This is a genomic window from Actinoplanes sp. NPDC020271, assembly GCF_044388125.1.
Classification (GTDB): Bacteria; Actinomycetota; Actinomycetes; order Mycobacteriales; family Micromonosporaceae; genus Actinoplanes.
Window position 1 is genome coordinate 199,240 of sequence record NZ_JBIRWQ010000003.1, and the last position, 15,339, is coordinate 214,578.

At 69.4% G+C, this 15,339-nt stretch carries 15 protein-coding genes; 3 read left to right on the forward strand and 12 right to left on the reverse strand.

The genetic code is table 11. The annotated features are described in order from the left end of the window. Positions 1-6: 6 nt before the first annotated feature. The 3 genes from ACH442_RS08235 to ACH442_RS08245 are packed head-to-tail and all read right to left on the reverse strand — an operon-like array spanning position 7 to position 2,744. Positions 7-1,299, reverse strand: coding sequence for a M50 family metallopeptidase (locus ACH442_RS08235; protein ID WP_396337249.1), 1,293 nt, complete (start codon positions 1,297-1,299; stop codon positions 7-9). Next, entirely contained in the window at positions 1,299-2,498 is a 1,200-nt protein-coding gene (gene dxr / locus ACH442_RS08240) for a 1-deoxy-D-xylulose-5-phosphate reductoisomerase (RefSeq protein WP_396337250.1), read from the reverse strand. The genes ACH442_RS08235 and dxr overlap by 1 nt, the downstream gene beginning before the upstream one ends. Before the next feature lie 27 nt (positions 2,499-2,525). Beyond that, a complete protein-coding gene (locus ACH442_RS08245; protein WP_396337251.1) occupies positions 2,526-2,744 on the reverse strand; it encodes a hypothetical protein in 219 nt (72 codons plus the stop codon). 71 nt (positions 2,745-2,815) lie between these two features. Here ACH442_RS08245 and ACH442_RS08250 point away from each other — a divergent pair, with 71 nt between their 5' ends. Next, positions 2,816-3,637 (forward strand): YhjD/YihY/BrkB family envelope integrity protein, encoded by an 822-nt coding sequence (locus ACH442_RS08250; protein ID WP_396337252.1) that lies wholly within the window; start codon positions 2,816-2,818, stop codon positions 3,635-3,637. 11 nt (positions 3,638-3,648) lie between these two features. Continuing rightward, a complete protein-coding gene (locus tag ACH442_RS08255; protein ID WP_396337253.1) occupies positions 3,649-5,220 on the forward strand; it encodes a phytoene desaturase family protein in 1,572 nt (523 codons plus the stop codon). Positions 5,221-5,597: 377 nt separating this feature from the next. Here the strand turns inward: ACH442_RS08255 and ACH442_RS08260 are convergent, their stop codons facing one another. Then, a complete protein-coding gene (locus tag ACH442_RS08260; RefSeq protein ID WP_396337254.1) occupies positions 5,598-7,163 on the reverse strand; it encodes a Rieske 2Fe-2S domain-containing protein in 1,566 nt (521 codons plus the stop codon). A 147-nt stretch (positions 7,164-7,310) separates the two neighbouring features. On the opposite strand from ACH442_RS08260, the gene ACH442_RS08265 reads away from it, so the two are divergent. Beyond that, positions 7,311-7,547, forward strand: coding sequence for a DUF2631 domain-containing protein (locus ACH442_RS08265; RefSeq protein WP_396337255.1), 237 nt, complete (start codon positions 7,311-7,313; stop codon positions 7,545-7,547). 48 nt (positions 7,548-7,595) lie between these two features. Here ACH442_RS08265 and ACH442_RS08270 read toward each other — a convergent pair whose 3' ends face one another. The 8 genes from ACH442_RS08270 to ACH442_RS08305 all read right to left on the reverse strand — a co-directional run bounded on the left by ACH442_RS08270 (position 7,596) and on the right by ACH442_RS08305 (position 15,217). Then, positions 7,596-8,870, reverse strand: a complete 1,275-nt coding sequence (locus tag ACH442_RS08270; RefSeq protein WP_396337256.1) for a DivIVA domain-containing protein — start codon at positions 8,868-8,870, stop codon at positions 7,596-7,598. Positions 8,871-8,907: 37 nt separating this feature from the next. Further along, a complete protein-coding gene (gene rlmN / locus ACH442_RS08275) occupies positions 8,908-10,086 on the reverse strand; it encodes a 23S rRNA (adenine(2503)-C(2))-methyltransferase RlmN (protein ID WP_396337257.1) in 1,179 nt (392 codons plus the stop codon). Positions 10,087-10,129: 43 nt separating this feature from the next. Further along, the gene (locus ACH442_RS08280; RefSeq protein WP_396337258.1) at positions 10,130-11,101 is read right to left on the reverse strand and encodes a phosphatidate cytidylyltransferase; all 972 of its coding nucleotides are present in this window, start codon (positions 11,099-11,101) and stop codon (positions 10,130-10,132) included. Next, the gene (gene frr / locus ACH442_RS08285) at positions 11,101-11,658 is read right to left on the reverse strand and encodes a ribosome recycling factor (protein WP_396337259.1); all 558 of its coding nucleotides are present in this window, start codon (positions 11,656-11,658) and stop codon (positions 11,101-11,103) included. Before frr ends, ACH442_RS08280 begins: the two co-directional genes overlap by 1 nt. 56 nt (positions 11,659-11,714) lie before the next feature. Then, positions 11,715-12,467: a UMP kinase gene (gene pyrH, locus ACH442_RS08290; RefSeq protein ID WP_396337598.1), complete on the reverse strand. Its 753-nt coding sequence runs from the start codon at positions 12,465-12,467 to the stop codon at positions 11,715-11,717. 108 nt (positions 12,468-12,575) lie between these two features. Further along, positions 12,576-13,406 (reverse strand): translation elongation factor Ts, encoded by an 831-nt coding sequence (gene tsf, locus ACH442_RS08295; protein ID WP_396337260.1) that lies wholly within the window; start codon positions 13,404-13,406, stop codon positions 12,576-12,578. 76 nt (positions 13,407-13,482) lie between these two features. After that, entirely contained in the window at positions 13,483-14,397 is a 915-nt protein-coding gene (rpsB, locus tag ACH442_RS08300; RefSeq protein WP_396337261.1) for a 30S ribosomal protein S2, read from the reverse strand. Positions 14,398-14,638: 241 nt separating this feature from the next. Further along, positions 14,639-15,217 carry a hypothetical protein gene (locus ACH442_RS08305; protein ID WP_396337262.1) on the reverse strand — a complete coding sequence of 193 codons (579 nt, stop codon included), beginning with the start codon at positions 15,215-15,217 and terminating at the stop codon, positions 14,639-14,641. Between the last annotated feature and the right edge of the window lie 122 nt (positions 15,218-15,339).

Below are 15,339 nucleotides of genomic sequence, written 5' to 3' on the forward strand. Positions count from 1 at the left end.
CACTACTCACTTGAAGATGGTGATCGGGTTGATGATGTCAGCGGTAGCGGTCAACAGGGTGAACGCACCACCGATCAGAATGACCGCGTAGGTGAGCGGCATCAGTTTGTAGTAGTCGACACGCCCCGGATCGGGTCGCCGCAGCCGCTTGTAGAGCGCGGAGCGGACCCGTTCATACCACGCGATGGCGATGTGACCACCGTCCAGCGGGAGCAGCGGCAGCAGGTTGAACAGGCCGATGAACACGTTGAGCGAGATGAAGATCTGCCAGAAGACCTCGGGCACGCCCTTCTCGATCGCCTCACCGCCGAGCCGGCTCGCGCCGATCACGCTGATCGGGGTGTCCGGGTCACGCTCGTCACCGGTGATCGAGTGCCACAGCGCCGGGATCTTCTGCGGGATCTTCCCCATCGCCTTGAACGAGTTCTCCACCAGGTACCAGCCGTACTCCCCGGCGGCGGGGACGGCGCCGGCCACGCTGTACTTCACCACGTACGGCTGGTCGGTGTCCCAGCCGAGCCCGGCGACCGAGACGACCGAGACCTTGCCCTTCGGGTCCTCGATCGGCGCGCGCTCGTCGCTGATCAGGTTCACGGTGGCGCTGCCGGGCTTGCCGTCGCGCACATACTCGAACACGGTGGGGCCGGCGGCGGAGGCTCGGATCGCGTCGGTGAGCTGCCCGTAGTTCTCCACCGGGGTCTGGCCGACCTTGGTGATCCGGTCCAGCGTCCGCAGGCCGGCGGCCTTGGCCGGGGGCACGATCGCGCCGTTGACGCCCGGCTTGCACTCGGCGCTCGCCGCGGCCTTCTGCGCGTCCGCGTCCAGCTTCTTCAGCTCGGTCTGCACCGGGAGGCACTCGCCGACGTCGATGATGGCCGGGTAGGAGCGCTGGTCCGCGCTGGTCTGCGGCAGGTGGATGTTCGGCAGGCCGACCGTGGCGGCCATCGCCCACGCGCCGGCCAGGGCCAGCAGGAAGTGGGTGATCGAGCCGGCCGACATCACGATCGTCCGCTTCCAGACCGGGAAGCGCCACATCGCCCGCGGCTGGTCCTCCGGGAGGACGTCGTCGTCCTGCGGGGTCATCCCGACGATCTTGCAGAAGCCGCCGAGCGGGATCGCCTTCAACCCGTACTCGGTCTCACCCCGCTTGAACGAGAAGATCGTCGGGCCGAAGCCCACGAAGTACTGAGTCACCTTCATGCCGAAGCGCTTCCCGGTGATCATGTGACCCAGCTCGTGCAGGCTCACCGAGATCAGGATGGTCAGCGCGAAGGCCGCACAACCCAGCCAGAACAGCATCAGGCTCCTTCAGCCACAGTCGCGATCGTCCGCTGCGCCTGGGCACGCGCCCAGGCTTCTGCGGCCAGCACGTCATCGACGGTACCCGGCTCCGCGAAGTCCGGGGCCGCCGCGAGCACCCGCTCCAGGGTGTCGACGATGCCCAAGAACGGTAGCCGACCCGCGACGAAAGCGGCTACACACTCCTCGTTCGCCGCGTTGAGGATCGCAGGACGGCAGCGCCCGGTGCGTCCCGCCTCCTTGGCCAGCTCGACCGCGGGGAACGCCTCGTCGTCGAGCGGGCGCAGCTCCCAGGTGTGCGCGAGCGTCCAGTCGACCGCGGCGGCGGCCTGCGGCACCCGTTCCGGCCAGGCCAGGGCCAGCGCGATCGGCAGGCGCATGTCCGGCGGGCTGGCCTGCGCCAGCGTCGAGCCGTCGGTGAACTCGACCAGCGAGTGCAGCACCGACTGGGGGTGGACCATCACCTCGATGTCGTCGTAGGGCACGCCGAACAGCTCGTGCGCCTCGATCACCTCGAGCGCCTTGTTCACCATCGTCGCCGAGTTGATCGTCACGACCGGGCCCATGTCCCACGTCGGGTGCTTGAGCGCCTCCTCGGGCGTGACGTTCGTCAACTCCTCGCGGCGACGACCGCGGAACGCTCCGCCGCTGGCGGTGAGCACCAGACGACGTACCTCATCGGCTCGTCCGCCTCGAAGACACTGCGCGAGCGCGGAATGCTCGGAGTCGACCGGGACGATCTGCCCCTCCTTGGCGATCCGCCGGACCAGCGGGCCGCCCGCGACCAGGGACTCCTTGTTGGCCAGGGCGAGAATCCGGCCGGACTCGAGCGCGGCCAGGGTGGGCGCCAGGCCCAGGCTGCCGACGACGCCGTTGAGCACCACGTCGGCGGGCCATTTCGCGAGCTCGGTCATCGCGTCCGGCCCCGCGACGATCTTGGGAAGTTTGAAGTCACCGGAGGACCAGCCGCGCTTCTGCGCCTCGGCATAAAAGGCCAATTGCAGATCCTGCACGACGGAAGCCGCCGCGACACCGACCACGTCGACGCCGAGCTCCAGCGCCTGCGCGGCGAGCAGCCCGACGTTGCCACCACCGGCCCCGAGCGCCACCACCCGGAACCGGCCGGGGTTGCGGCGGACTATGTCGATGGCCTGGGTGCCGATGGACCCGGTGGAGCCGAGCAGGACGAGGTCTCGCATGCGCCCATCTTCCCGGACCGCCCGCGCTCAGGCTCCGGCGACCCTCGTGCGGACGAAGGCGGTCAGCGCGGCCGCCGTCTCCGGAGCCGGGCCGCTGGTCCGCACGGTGACGTAACCGCTCTGCGCCGTCACGAAGCCGCCGATCCGGGTGATCATGAAGCCGCGCCGGACGAAGTGCCGCGGCGCCGGCCGCATCCGCTCGGGATCGGGCCCGACGGTGAAGGTGAGCGAGGTATCGGTAACCATGATCGCGAGACCATGGTGAGCGCGGGGCCGCTACGGGGTACCTGACCGCCGTGGTGAACAGGGTGCGGCGCATGGCCGCGGCGGTGGCTCGGCCGCTACGGGGACGGGATCTCGCGCTGCACGCGGCGGCGGTCACGTTCTACAGCGGGATCGCGGTGGTGCCGATCGCGTTGCTGGGGATCTGGCTGACCGGGCTGATCGCCGGCGACGATCGGGTGCGGAGGCTGACCGGCCGTACCATCGCGGCCCTTCCGGACGAGATCGGGGCGCCGCGGGCCCTTGCCGCCCTGATCGACGCCGGCCTGCACCTGACTCCGCTGCTGGCGCTGGCCAGCCTGTTGCCGGCCACGCTCTACGGCGAGGGGCTGCGCCGCGCGTTCGTCTCCATCCACAAGACCTCCGGCGAGTCACTGGTCGGCTGGCGCGGCCGGCTGCTCTGGCTGCCGCTGCTGGCCGCCACGCCGGCGCTGCTGCTCGCGCTCTTCCTGGCCCTGCCGACGACCAGCACGCTCTGGATCCGCGGCGGCTGGTGGTCGGTGCTCGGGGTGGTCCTGTCGTTCCTGGCCACCTGGCTGGTGCTGACCCCGGTGGTGATCTGGGTCTTCCGGTATGTCGCGCCGGGCCGGCCACCGTGGCCGCCGACCGTGCTGATCGGCTCGTTCACCGCGGCGAACCTCTCCGGTTTCCTGCACGGTTTCGTGTTGTTCTGCTCACTTCCGCTGAACCTGGGCACGCCGTTCGGCGGATTCGACGCGATCGGCGGGACAGTCGCGGTCGGCCTGTGGCTCTACCTCTTCCACACGATCATCCTTGTCGGATTCGCCGCCACACACGCCATCAAGCCCCATTTGTCGGATGAATCGCCGAGGGCGGATGGCATCAACGCGAGGTAGCGTCGCTCGGCATGACCCCCATTCCCGACCGCGCCGACGTGGTGATCATCGGAGCCGGTCACAACGGTCTGGTCTCCGCGATCCTGCTGGCCCGCGCCGGGCTCGACGTCGTCGTGCTCGAGGCGGCCGGGGTGCTCGGCGGCGCGACCCGCACCGAGCACCCGTTCCGCCGGGTGCCCGGCCTCGGCCAGTCCACCGGCTCCTACCTGCTCGGGCTGATGCCGCCCGAGCTGCTGAGGACGCTCGACGTCGACATCCCGATGCTGCGCCGCGACCCGCACTACTTCCTGCCGACACCCGGGCCCGCCGGCTCGCCGTACCTGCTGTTCGGCCGCGACCGCGAGGCCACCCGCCGGCAGCTGGAGACGTTCTTCTCGGCTCGTGACGCGGCCGCCGACGAGGCGCTCGCCGTCGAGATCGGCGCACTCCGGGCCGACCTCGCGCCCTCCTGGCTGGAGGAGCCGGGCTCGGTCGAGCAGATCGCCGACCGGTACATCCGGCCGCAGCTGCAGAGCACGTTCCTCGATCTCGTGCGCGGCTCGGTGGCCGACTACCTCGCCCGGTTCGGCTTCAAGAGCGAACTTCTGACCAGCATGTACGCCGTGACCGACGGCCTGTCCGGGCTGACCGCGGGCCCCGACGACCCCGGCACCGGGCACAACTTCCTGGTCCACAACATGTGCCGGCTGCCCGGCTCGGACGGGACGTGGCTGATCGCCGAGGGCGGCATGGGCACCGTCGCCCGCACGTTCGCCGACGCGGCCCGGGCGGCCGGGGCGCGCCTGTTCACGGACGCGGTGGTGACCTCGGTGACCGTCGACGGGGGCGCGGCCCGCGGGGTCGTGCTCGCCGACGGCCGCTCGGTGTCCGCCCGGGTGGTGCTGGGCAGCTGCGATCCGTACCGGCTGATGTCCCTGGTCCCCTCCGGCACCCTGCCGTCCTCGCTGGCCGACCGGATGGAGGCGGTCAAGAAACCGGGGACCACCCTCAAGGTCAACCTGGCGCTGCGCGACCTGCCGAAGTTCTCCTGCCTGCCGGCAGGATCGCCGTCGCCGTTCGGGTCGACGATCCACCTGCTGCCCGGCGCCGGGGAGTCGCCGATGGCCGCGCTGCGCGCCATGTGGGCCGACGTGCAGGCCGGCAAGCTCCCCGACGAGCCGACCATCGAGTGGTATCTGCACACCACCGTCGACCCGTCGCTGCAGGACGAGGCCGGGCACCACTCGTCCGCGCTGTTCGTGCAGTCGGTCCCGTTCGAGCCGGCCGGCACTTCATGGGACAAAGAGCTCCCCGGGTACGTCGATCGCCTGCTCGCCATCTGCGACCGTTACGCACCCGGCACCTCCGAACTGGTCGCCGACGTGTTCCCGCTCACCCCGCCAGGGATCGAGCGGCACTTCGGGATCACCGGCGGTCACATCCACCACGTGGACAACACCGTCGCGTTCGACCAGCGCATGCCGTACTTCACCGGGGTCGACGGGCTGTACGCGGGCTCGGCCGGCACCCACCCGGCGGGCAGCGTCATCGGCGCCGCCGGCCACAACGCCGCCACCCGGATCCTCAAAGACCTCGCCCTCTGACCCCCACCCGCACAGCGGCACGCGACCCCCGGCCCGGCCCAGGCGGACACGCGACTCACCGCGTCGGCCGACTCCCCGGGGTGTAACAACAGGCCGGAAACGGCGCTCAGCGCCGGCCGAGAAAGCTTCGGCCGGCGCTGAGCGCTGTTCTGGAGGGTGGGACACCACGCTGAGGACCGGCTGGCCGGCGGGAGCGCGCAGCGGGCTGTACGGGACGCGGGGTCGCGGGCCTGGACGGCGCGGACGGGGCCGTGGACGGGGCCGGGACCGGACGGGCGGCGGCGCAGCAGCGGGCTGGGGTGGCTGGGCGCCGCGGACTGCGGGGCGGGCGTTGTGGGGTGCGGTTCGGGGCCACAACGCCCGTACCAGAGAAGGGTTTACGGGGTTTCGGTTTTGTGGGCTCGGATTTTGTGGCCCACACCGGTGAGGCAACGGCCGCTCGGGAGGTCGAACTTCCAGCCGTGCAGCTGGCAGGTCAGGACGTTGCCGTCGAGGACGCCGAAGCGGGACAGGTCGGCCTTCAGGTGCGGGCAGCGGCGCTGCACGGTCCAGTCGCCGAACTGGGTGTCCTCGGCGTCGACGGCCTTCTCGTGCTCGTCGTACCAACCCTCCGCATATTGCAGCCGCTCCTCGGAGAGGCATTTGAAGAAGGCGTAGACGAACTCGTTGTACTGCCCGATGCGCGCGGCGGAGAAGCGGCAGCTCAGGAACAGGGAGTTGACCCAGTCGCCCTCGTCGACGTGGATCAGGTGCTCGATCAGGGCGCGGCCGGTCTTGAAGCGGTAGCGCACCTTCTCGTCGGCATACTTCCGGACCTGCTTGCCGGGGAAGTCGACGACGATCGACTCGACGACCTCGCCGTCGGGGCCGAACGAGTCGGTGAGGTCGAAGCGGACCGGGCCGCCGACCCCGTTCGCCATGTAGATCGACTCCTCCAGGAGCGGCTCGATCCGCTTCTTCATCGCGCCGAGCACGTCGATCTCGGGATGGCGCCAGGACTCCTTCTCGGCGGCGATGATCGGGGCCTTGCGCTCCCGCATCTCCTCCAGGTGGGCCTTCTTGTTGGCGAAGAACTCCTCGACCGGCATCGGGTGCTCGGTGGTCTGCTTCGTGCCGCCGTCGGTGAGCACGGTCACGCTGCCGGGCAGCTGGACGACCGCGTTGGTGCCGCCGACCTTGGCATATTCCGACAGGAAGACGGACTGGTCGGGGAAGATGTTCCCCTCATCACCGTGGATGTCGTTGAACTGCCACAGGCTGTCGTCGAGGAAGCACGGCGGGCCGGCGATCGGGAAGACGAAGTCCGCCTTCAGGTCGTCGATGTAGCGCCAGGTGCGGTCGAACTGCCGCTCGCGCTTCTGCTTGCCGAACGCGGTCTTCGCGTTCTCCGGCAGCTCGTAGACCATCGGGTACCAGATGGCGCCGGAGAACTGCAGCATGTGCGCGTGCACGTGGCCCAGCTCGGTGAAGCGGGTCAGGTCGGCCGGGCGGGCGTCGTTCTGATTCAGCAGGCGGATGCCGTCGTGCTCCACCCAGAGCGAGGAGTCACCGATCGGGCCGTCGGTCGGGCTGATCAGCGCCTGAATCATGATCTTGAGGCCGCCGTCGAGCTCGTGCACCTCGTCCGACTTCGTCCGCAGGAAGCTGGTGAAGCCCAGATCACGCAGCTCGTCCTCGAGCTGACTCGTCGGGTACTCCGGGAGCAGGACGGTGGCCTTCTTGTTGACAAACCGCTTGAGGTGCTCGGCGTCGAAGTGGTCCCGGTGCAGGTGGGAGACGTAGAGGTAGTCGACGTCGCCCAGCGTCTCCCAGTCGAGCTGTGAGTTGTCCGGAAACGGGAACCAAGAGGCGAAATACGCCGGATTCACCCACGGATCCGTCAGAATGCTGCCCGCGGCCGTGTCGATCCGCATGCTCGCATGGCCGGTGCCCGTGATCCGCACTTGTCGCTCCTCTGCTTCGGCGGCTTGTAACCGTACCTTCGGCGGCTTGGTGACCGCATCGAAAGTACAGCCGGGTTGCTGGCTCGTGCCCAGCGGCCCCGTGACAGACTGTGGACGACGCACAGATCATCGACGAGGAGGACCGACGTGTCGGCGTTGGAAGAACACCAGGACGTCCACGCTCCGGACCAGCTGAAGCCGACCAACCGCCGGCGGGCGCAAAAGGGCGCGATCATCTCCGCCGTGGTGCTTCTCATGTTCTTCTGGGGCAACCAGGAGGGCAACACGGAGAAGGTGTGGCTCGTCGTGATCGCGATCGGCCTCGTCGCCGCGGTCATCGGTGACGTGGTGCTGCGCAAGGCCGGTCTGCGGCCGAACGACTGACTCTGCGGGACAACGCAGAAGGGCCCGCTCACCGCGGGCCCTTTCGCTTTACCGGCGACCGCCGCGCAGCAGGATGTCCTTCACCTCGCGCAGGGCCGCGTCGACCTCGGCCTCGAAATACCCGTTCGGCACCAGGCCGAACTGAAGCATGTCCAGGTCGTTCTCGTTCACCGGCATCGGGCCGCGACCGGTCATCGCCTGCAGGATGCCCTCGAACAGCCGGTCGACCTGCGACGGGTCGTAACCGCTGCCGAAGCGCCGCGGCTGGAACGTGCGGCGCAACTGGTCCACCCGGTAGAGCTCGCCGCCGGGCTCACCGATCGGCGGGCCCGCCTGCGGCTGCTGAGGCTGACCGTAACCACCCGGCGGGCCGCTCATCGGAGCACCCGGGACCGCCGAACCCGGCATGCCGGGCGGCGGCTGGTTCGGGTTCCCGAACTGGGGCGGGGCCGGCTGCGGCGGGCCACCGTAGCCACCGCCGCGCGGATCACGGTCGGGCATACGGATCTCGGCGGTCATGTCGGTCCGGCCGTGCCGGCCCGGCTCGAAACCGCCGAACGTCGTGGGCTCGTCGTAACCGCCCTGGTCATAGCCCTGCGGGGCCTGACGCTGGGGTAGCTGCGGCTGCTGACCGTAGGTGGTGGGCTCGTCGTAACGACCGCCACCATACGGATCGGGCTGCTGCATCGGCTGACGCTGCGGCATCTGCGGGGGCATACCCGGCGGCATCATCCGGTCGTCGCGGACCGGGGCGGGAAGCCGCTCGGTCTGCGCCATGCCCGGATTCATCCCGGGACCCATGCCCGGGGGGTTGCCGAACTGCGGCTGGTTCGGGTTACCGAACTGCGGGGGCTGCTGCTGCTGCGGGTTGCCGAACTGCGGCGGCTGCGGCGGGCCGCCCATACCCATGCCGGCACCGGCCATGCCGTTGCGCGGCATGCCGCCGGAAAGTGCGGGCGGGCCGCTCGGCTGGCCCAGCGGGCCGGAACGCTCGATGGAGCCGCGGTCGATCGCGCCGGAGCGGTCGGCGGTCAGGCCACTGCGCATCGAGTCACGCATCGGGTCGACCGGGCGGCCGCCGCGCTCCTCGAACTCGGCGAGCTGACGCTCGACCCGGTCGAGGTGCAGGTCGACCTGCCACTCGTCGTAGCCACCGAAGCGAACGCGGAAGACGACGTCGTGTACCTCCTGCGCGGCGACCGGCGGGCCGACCTGCTCGCCGGCCAGGGTCGCCTCGACGCGGTCCAGGAACGCGTCGACCTCGTCGACCTTGTAGCCCCGGCGCAGCGCACGCCGCCGGAAACGCTGTCCCTGACTACTCACAACGTCTCCCACTCCGCTCGCTGGGACTTCCGCCCAGTCACTGTGCCACCTCCGCGCCGGCTGCGACGGCCCCTGCGCCCGCCTGCGTCAACTCTCCCGCAGCCAGCTGGCCACAGGCACCGTCGATCTCCCGGCCGCGGGTGTCGCGGACCGTGGTCGACACGCCGGCCTCTCGCAGCCGCCGGACGAACTCCCGCTCGACCGGTTTGGGGCTCGCGTCCCACTTGCTGCCCGGAGTCGGGTTGAGCGGGATGAGGTTCACATGGGCCAGCTTGCCGTGCAGTAGGCGGCCGAGCAGGTCGGCACGCCAGGGCTGATCGTTTACGTCCCTGATCAGGGCGTATTCGATGGAGACCCGACGGCCGGTCTGCGCCGCGTAATCAAACGCGGCATCGAGCACCTCGGCCACCTTCCAACGCTGGTTGACGGGCACAAGCTCATCGCGCAGATCATCATCGGGGGCATGCAGTGACAACGCAAGAGTCACCGAGAGCTGTTCGGCGATCAACCGGCGCATTGCGGGCACCAAACCCACCGTGGACACCGTGATGTGCCGTTGTGAAAGACCCAGGCCCTCCGGAGCCGGGGTGGTCAGGCGGCGAACCGCCTCGATGACCCGGGGATAGTTCGCCAGCGGCTCGCCCATCCCCATGAAGACCACCCGGGACAGGCGGGGCGGTGAACCGGTGACCGCGCCCGAGGCGGCGACCCCGGCCAAATAGACCACCTGGTCGACGATCTCGGCCACCGACAGGTTGCGGGTCAGGCCCTGCTGGCCGGTCGCGCAGAACGGGCAGGCCATGCCGCAGCCGGCCTGGCTGGAGACACAGGCGGTGACCCGGTCCGGGTAGCCCATCAGCACGCTCTCGACGAGCGCGCCGTCGTGCAGCCGCCAGAGCGCCTTGCGGGTGGCGCCGTCGTCACAGGCCTGCTCGCGGATCGGGGTCAGCAGCGTGGGCAGCAGCTCGGCGGTGAGCTTGTCACGCGTGGCCGACGGCAGGTCGGTCATCGCGGCGGCGTCACGCACGAGGCGGCCGAAGTAGTGGGTGGAGAGCTGCTTGGCCCGGAAAGCCGGCTCGCCGAGGGCGGTCACCGCGGCCTGGCGCGCGGCGAGGTCGAGGTCGGCGAGGTGGCGCGGAGGCATGCTCGGACGGCGGCGGGTCTGCACCGCGTCGGGCTGGTCGGGGCTGATCGGGATGACCGGAAGAATCGTCATGGCGTATCCAGTCTCCCACGCTGTTCCGGTGAGTCGCCCATGGCTAGTTCGGCGCGATGATCGCGAAGAGCAGGTAGGCCGTGGGAACCGCAAAGAGGATGGAGTCCAGCCGATCCATCAGCCCGCCATGGCCGGGCAGCAGGTTGCTCATGTCCTTCACGCCGAGGTCGCGCTTGAGCATCGACTCGGCCAGGTCACCCATCACCGCGACGATCGAGATCACGGCGCCGAACAGCAGGCCGTAGTAGACCGGTACATCCATCAGGAAGAACAGCAGCGCGCCGGAGCCGATCGCGGACGCGGTGATCGAACCGGCGAAGCCCTCCCAGGACTTCTTCGGGCTGATCCTCGGGGCCATCGGGTGCTTGCCGAGGAAGACGCCGGCGGCGTAACCACCGGTGTCGGAGAGCACTACGCCGACGACCGTGGCTAGCACCCGCCACTTGCCGTCGTCCGGCTGCACCAGCATCGCGGCGAAGCTCAGCAGGAACGGCACGTAGACCGCGATCAGCGTGATCGGGGTGAAATCACGGCGGACCGCGGCCACACCGTCGGCCAGCCGCCAGAGAGTCGCGGCGCCGATCGTGGCGAGCAGGCCCAGAGCGAGCGCGTCGGGCCCCGCGTACCAGGCCAGGCCGGTCATCACGACCGTGCCGGCGATCAGCGGGATGACCGGCGGGCGGGCGCCGATGACGTTCATCGCCCGGGCGGTCTCCCAGACCCCGACGCCGGCGGCCAGGACCAGCACGCCCAGCAGGGCCGGCGACCAGACCAGCAGCGACGCCAGGACGACCAGGCCCAGGCTGAGCCCGACGGCGATGGCGGCCGGGAGGTTGCGACCGGCGCGGCTCTTGCCCTCGGGGGCACGACCGCGACCGGCCCGGCGCTTACCGGGGCCACGCTTGGGCTGGTCGGATGGCGCCTTGTCGTCCGCGTGCCAGGCGGGATTCTCGAACGCCGGAGAGGCGTACGACTCGCCGGAGGATTGCCCGGCACGCGGATCGAGGTAGGACATCAGACTTCGAGCAGCTCGGCTTCCTTGTGCTTGACCAGTTCGTCGACCACCGCGACGTAACGGTGGGTGACGTCGTCGAGCTCCTTCTCGGCGCGACGCCCATCATCCTCGCCGGTCTCGCCGTCCTTGACCAGCTTGTCGATCTGCTCCTTGGCCTTGCGGCGCACGTTGCGGATCGCGACCCGGCCTTCCTCCGCCTTGCCCCGCGCCACCTTGATCATCTCGCGGCGGCGTTCCTCGGTCATCTGCGGAAGGTGAATGCGCAGCTGGGTACCCTCGTTGTTCGGGTTGACCCCGAGATCCGAGTCACGGATGGCGCGCTCGATCGGGCCGAGCTGGGTGTTGTCATACGGCTTGACGATGACCATGCGCGGCTCCGGGACGCCGACGGAAGCCATCTGCGTCACCGGCGTCGGTGCGCCGTAGTAGTCCACCACGATCTTCGAGAACATCGCCGGGGTGGCCCGGCCGGTCCGGATGGCGGCGAACTCCTCCTTGGCGTGCTCGACCGCGCTGTCCATCTTCTCTTCGGCCTCGAAAAGGATTTCCTCGATCACCGGCTCTCCTCGCTCTCTTCTGTGGTGCGGAATGTGGCTTGTGTTCGAGCGCGAACTCAGGCGGTGATCAGGGTGCCGATCTTCTCGCCGGCACACGCGCGCACGATGGTGTCGTCACCGTCCGCGCCGAAGACCAGCATCTGCAGCTTGTTCTCCTCGCAGAGGCTGAACGCCGCCTGGTCGGCCACCCGCAGCCCGCGCTGGATGACCTCCTGGAACGTGATGTTGTCCAGCTTCTGCGCGTCCGGGTCGATGCGCGGGTCGGCGGTGTAGACCCCGTCGACGCCGTTCTTGCTCATCAGCACCATGTCGGCGTGGATCTCCAGCGCGCGCTGGGCGGTCACCGTGTCGGTGGAGAAATACGGCATGCCGGCGCCGGCGCCGAAGATCACGACGCGACCCTTCTCCAGGTGGCGGATCGCGCGGAGCGGAATATACGGCTCGGCGACCTGGGCCATGTGGATGGCGGTCTGGACCCGGGTCTCGATGCCTTCCTTCTCCAGGAAGTCCTGGAGGGCCAGGCAGTTCATCACCGTGCCGAGCATGCCCATGTAGTCGGCGCGGTTCCGGTCCATGCCGCGTTTCTGCAGCTCGGCGCCGCGGAAGAAGTTGCCGCCACCGACCACGACGGCGACCTGGATGCCCAGTCGGTTCACCGTGGCGATCTGCTTGGCCAGCGCCTGCACCACGTCGGGGTCGACGCCGACCGCGCCGCCGCCGAACACCTCGCCCGACAGCTTCAGCACGACCCGGCGCGGCCGCCCGGCCGGCGGGTTCTCGTCGACCGTGGCGGACTGGTCGGTCACCATCGTCATGAGACCCGCCTTCCCTTCGCTATCTGCAGGAGACCTTATGCGACCGGGAGGCCGGACGCTCAATCGCGTACCCGACCTCCCGTGCCATTGCTGTGTGGTGCCTTACTCCTGGCCGACCTCGAACCGGACGAACTTGGTGAGCTCGATCCCGGCCTCGGTGGCGATCTGCTTGACCGTCTTCTTGTTGTCGACGACCGAAGCCTGCTCGAGCAGGACGAAGTCCTTGAAGAAGGAGTTGACCCGGCCCTCGACGATCTTGGTGATCGCCTGCTCCGGCTTGCCCTCCTCGCGAGCGGTCTGCTCGGCGATCCGGCGCTCCGACTCGACGACCTCGGCCGGAACCTCGTCGCGGGTCAGGTACTTCGGACGCATCGCGGTGATCTGCATGCCGATGCCGCGGGCGTCCGAGTCGGCCGCCTCGTCGTCCTTGCCCGTGTACTGCACGAGGACGCCGACCTGCGGCGGCAGGTCCTGCGCCTTGCGGTGCAGGTAGACCGCGACGGTGCCGTCGAGGATCACGAAGCGGTTCAGGACGATCTTCTCACCGATCTTCGCGGCGTAGTCCTGCACCAGGTCGGCGACGGTCTTGCCGTCCTCGATGGTGGCGGCCAGCAGCGCGGCGGCGTCGGCGATGCCGTTCTGCTCGCCGAAGGTCACCAGACGCTGGCCCAGCTCGACGAAGTCGGGGGTCTTGGCGACGAAGTCGGTCTCGCAGTTCAGCTCGAGCAGAGCCTTGCCCGAGTGGCTGACGATGCCGTTGGCGGCGGTGCGGCTGGCCCGCTTGCCGACGTCCTTCGCACCCTTGATGCGCAGGAACTCGACGGCCTTGTCGAAGTCGCCGTCGGACTCCTCCAGGGCCTTCTTGCAGTCCATCATGCCGGCACCGGTGAGTTCGCGGAGCTTCTTCACGTCCGCGGCGGTGTAGTTAGCCATGACTCTTCTCTCGATGTCAGTCGGGAAAACGGCCGCCGCCTGATCAACAGCGGCGGCCGGAAGCACGTCGGTTGACTTACTCGGCAGCGGGCGCGGCGGCGACCGGCTCGGCCGGCTCAGCAGCGGCCGGCTCAGCAGCGGCCGGCTCAGCAGCGGCCGGCTCAGCAGCGGCGGCCGGGGCAGCCTCGTCGGCCTTCTTCTCGGCACCCTCGTAGAGGTCCCGCTCCCACTCGGGCAGCGGCTCGCCGGCGGCGACGGTGCCGGCCTCGGGCTTCTCGTCCGCGCCACCGCGGCCGCGGCCGGAGCGGGCGATCAGACCGTCGGCCACCGCAGCGGCGATGACCTTGGTCAGCAGCTCGGCGGAACGGATCGCGTCGTCGTTACCCGGGATCGGGAAGTCGACCTCGTCCGGGTCACAGTTGGTGTCCAGCACCGCGATGACCGGGATGTTGAGCTTGCGCGCCTCGTCGACCGCGATGTGCTCCTTCTTCGTGTCCACGACCCAGATCGCCGACGGCACCTTGGTCATGTCACGCAGACCACCGAGGGTCTTGGTGAGCTTCTCCTTCTCGCGGGAGAGCTGGAGGGTCTCCTTCTTGGTGTAACCGGCGGCGGTGCCGCTCAGGTCACCCAGAGCCTCGAGCTCCTTCATCCGCTGAAGGCGCTTGTAAACGGTCTGGAAGTTGGTCAGCATGCCGCCGAGCCAACGGTGGTTCACGTACGGCTGACCGACCCGCGTCGCCTGCTCGGCGATGGCCTCCTGCGCCTGCTTCTTGGTACCGACGAAGAGGATGTGACCACCCTCGGCGACGGTGTCCCGCACGTAGGCGTACGCCTTCTCGATGTACTCGAGGGTCTGGCGCAGGTCGATGATGTAGATGCCGTTGCGCTCGGTGAAGATGAAGCGCTTCATCTTCGGGTTCCAGCGACGGGTCTGGTGCCCGAAGTGGACACCGCTCTCCAGCAGCTGACGCATGGTCACGACGGCCATGGTGGTGCTCCCTGATCTTCCCTGGTTGTCACGCCCACCGGCGGTGAGCGTCCTGGCGCCCGGTCGGCGGCCGCAGTCGGGCCCGAAAGATCATCGGGACCAGGGAGGGCCGTCGCCGCCGGCCGACACACCAGGATCAGCGGTCAGAACGGTCGGAGGGCGCGCGAGGTCGACCGCCTGGGCGGTCGCCGGGACCAAGCATACGCCAACCCGTTTCCCACCGAGCCGCGGGCCGTTTTCGTCACGCGACCGCGAGACCGGCCGCCACCATCAAGATCAAACCGATGGGCAGGTACGCCAGTGGAGCGCGCAGCCAAGCGTCCCGCTCCCCGTTCACCCCGTTGCCGCCCACCGTGAACAAGCCGAAACCGGTCAGTGCGAGCCCGAGCGTGAGCAGCACCGCCGGGACGATGCCGCGCGCGGCCGGGTCGGAGGCGAACGTCACGCTCACGAGCAGGCGCAGCGTCGGCAGGAACAGGACGAGCGTCGCGATCACCACGAGCACCGACGAGACCGGGCGTCGTGTCCGCACCGCGGCGACCGGGGGCACCACGGTTGTCGGCCGGCCCACCGGCGGCGGCGGCGGAATCGTCGGGTATTCCGGGCCGCGGACCGGGATACGCCCCGACTCGTACGGCGAGCGTGGCTCGGGCTCGGCGGGACGCTGCTCGGGCAGGCGGACCGCACCGGTGTCGTACGCGTCCTCGCGCAACGCGTGCGACCCGGACGTCTCCGGCTCGTTCGGATAGCGCGGTGGGTCGGTGTAGCGGCTTCCGGAGTACCAGGTCGGGCCGGACTCGTCGGCGTAACGATGCTCCACGAACTCGCACGGTAGGCGAGACCGGTCAGCAAAGCCACAGCCAGGCACATATCACACCCGGTCGGTGACCGAGCGGAAATCCACAATGACGCTCCGTCCACAGGGCGTTGCACCGCGGGCCG

Bases quoted from the DNA above. Each gene is read 5' to 3' on its own strand.
- ACH442_RS08235 (WP_396337249.1), bottom strand. From the start codon at position 1,299: ATGCTGTTCTGGCTGGGTTGTGCGGCCTTCGCGCTGACCATCCTGATC.
- dxr (WP_396337250.1), bottom strand. From the start codon at position 2,498: ATGCGAGACCTCGTCCTGCTCGGCTCCACCGGGTCCATCGGCACCCAG.
- ACH442_RS08245 (WP_396337251.1), bottom strand. From the start codon at position 2,744: ATGGTTACCGATACCTCGCTCACCTTCACCGTCGGGCCCGATCCCGAG.
- ACH442_RS08250 (WP_396337252.1), top strand. From the start codon at position 2,816: ATGGCCGCGGCGGTGGCTCGGCCGCTACGGGGACGGGATCTCGCGCTG.
- ACH442_RS08255 (WP_396337253.1), top strand. From the start codon at position 3,649: ATGACCCCCATTCCCGACCGCGCCGACGTGGTGATCATCGGAGCCGGT.
- rlmN (WP_396337257.1), bottom strand. From the start codon at position 10,086: ATGACGATTCTTCCGGTCATCCCGATCAGCCCCGACCAGCCCGACGCG.
- ACH442_RS08280 (WP_396337258.1), bottom strand. From the start codon at position 11,101: ATGTCCTACCTCGATCCGCGTGCCGGGCAATCCTCCGGCGAGTCGTAC.
- pyrH (WP_396337598.1), bottom strand. From the start codon at position 12,467: ATGGTGACCGACCAGTCCGCCACGGTCGACGAGAACCCGCCGGCCGGG.
- tsf (WP_396337260.1), bottom strand. From the start codon at position 13,406: ATGGCTAACTACACCGCCGCGGACGTGAAGAAGCTCCGCGAACTCACC.
- rpsB (WP_396337261.1), bottom strand. From the start codon at position 14,397: ATGGCCGTCGTGACCATGCGTCAGCTGCTGGAGAGCGGTGTCCACTTC.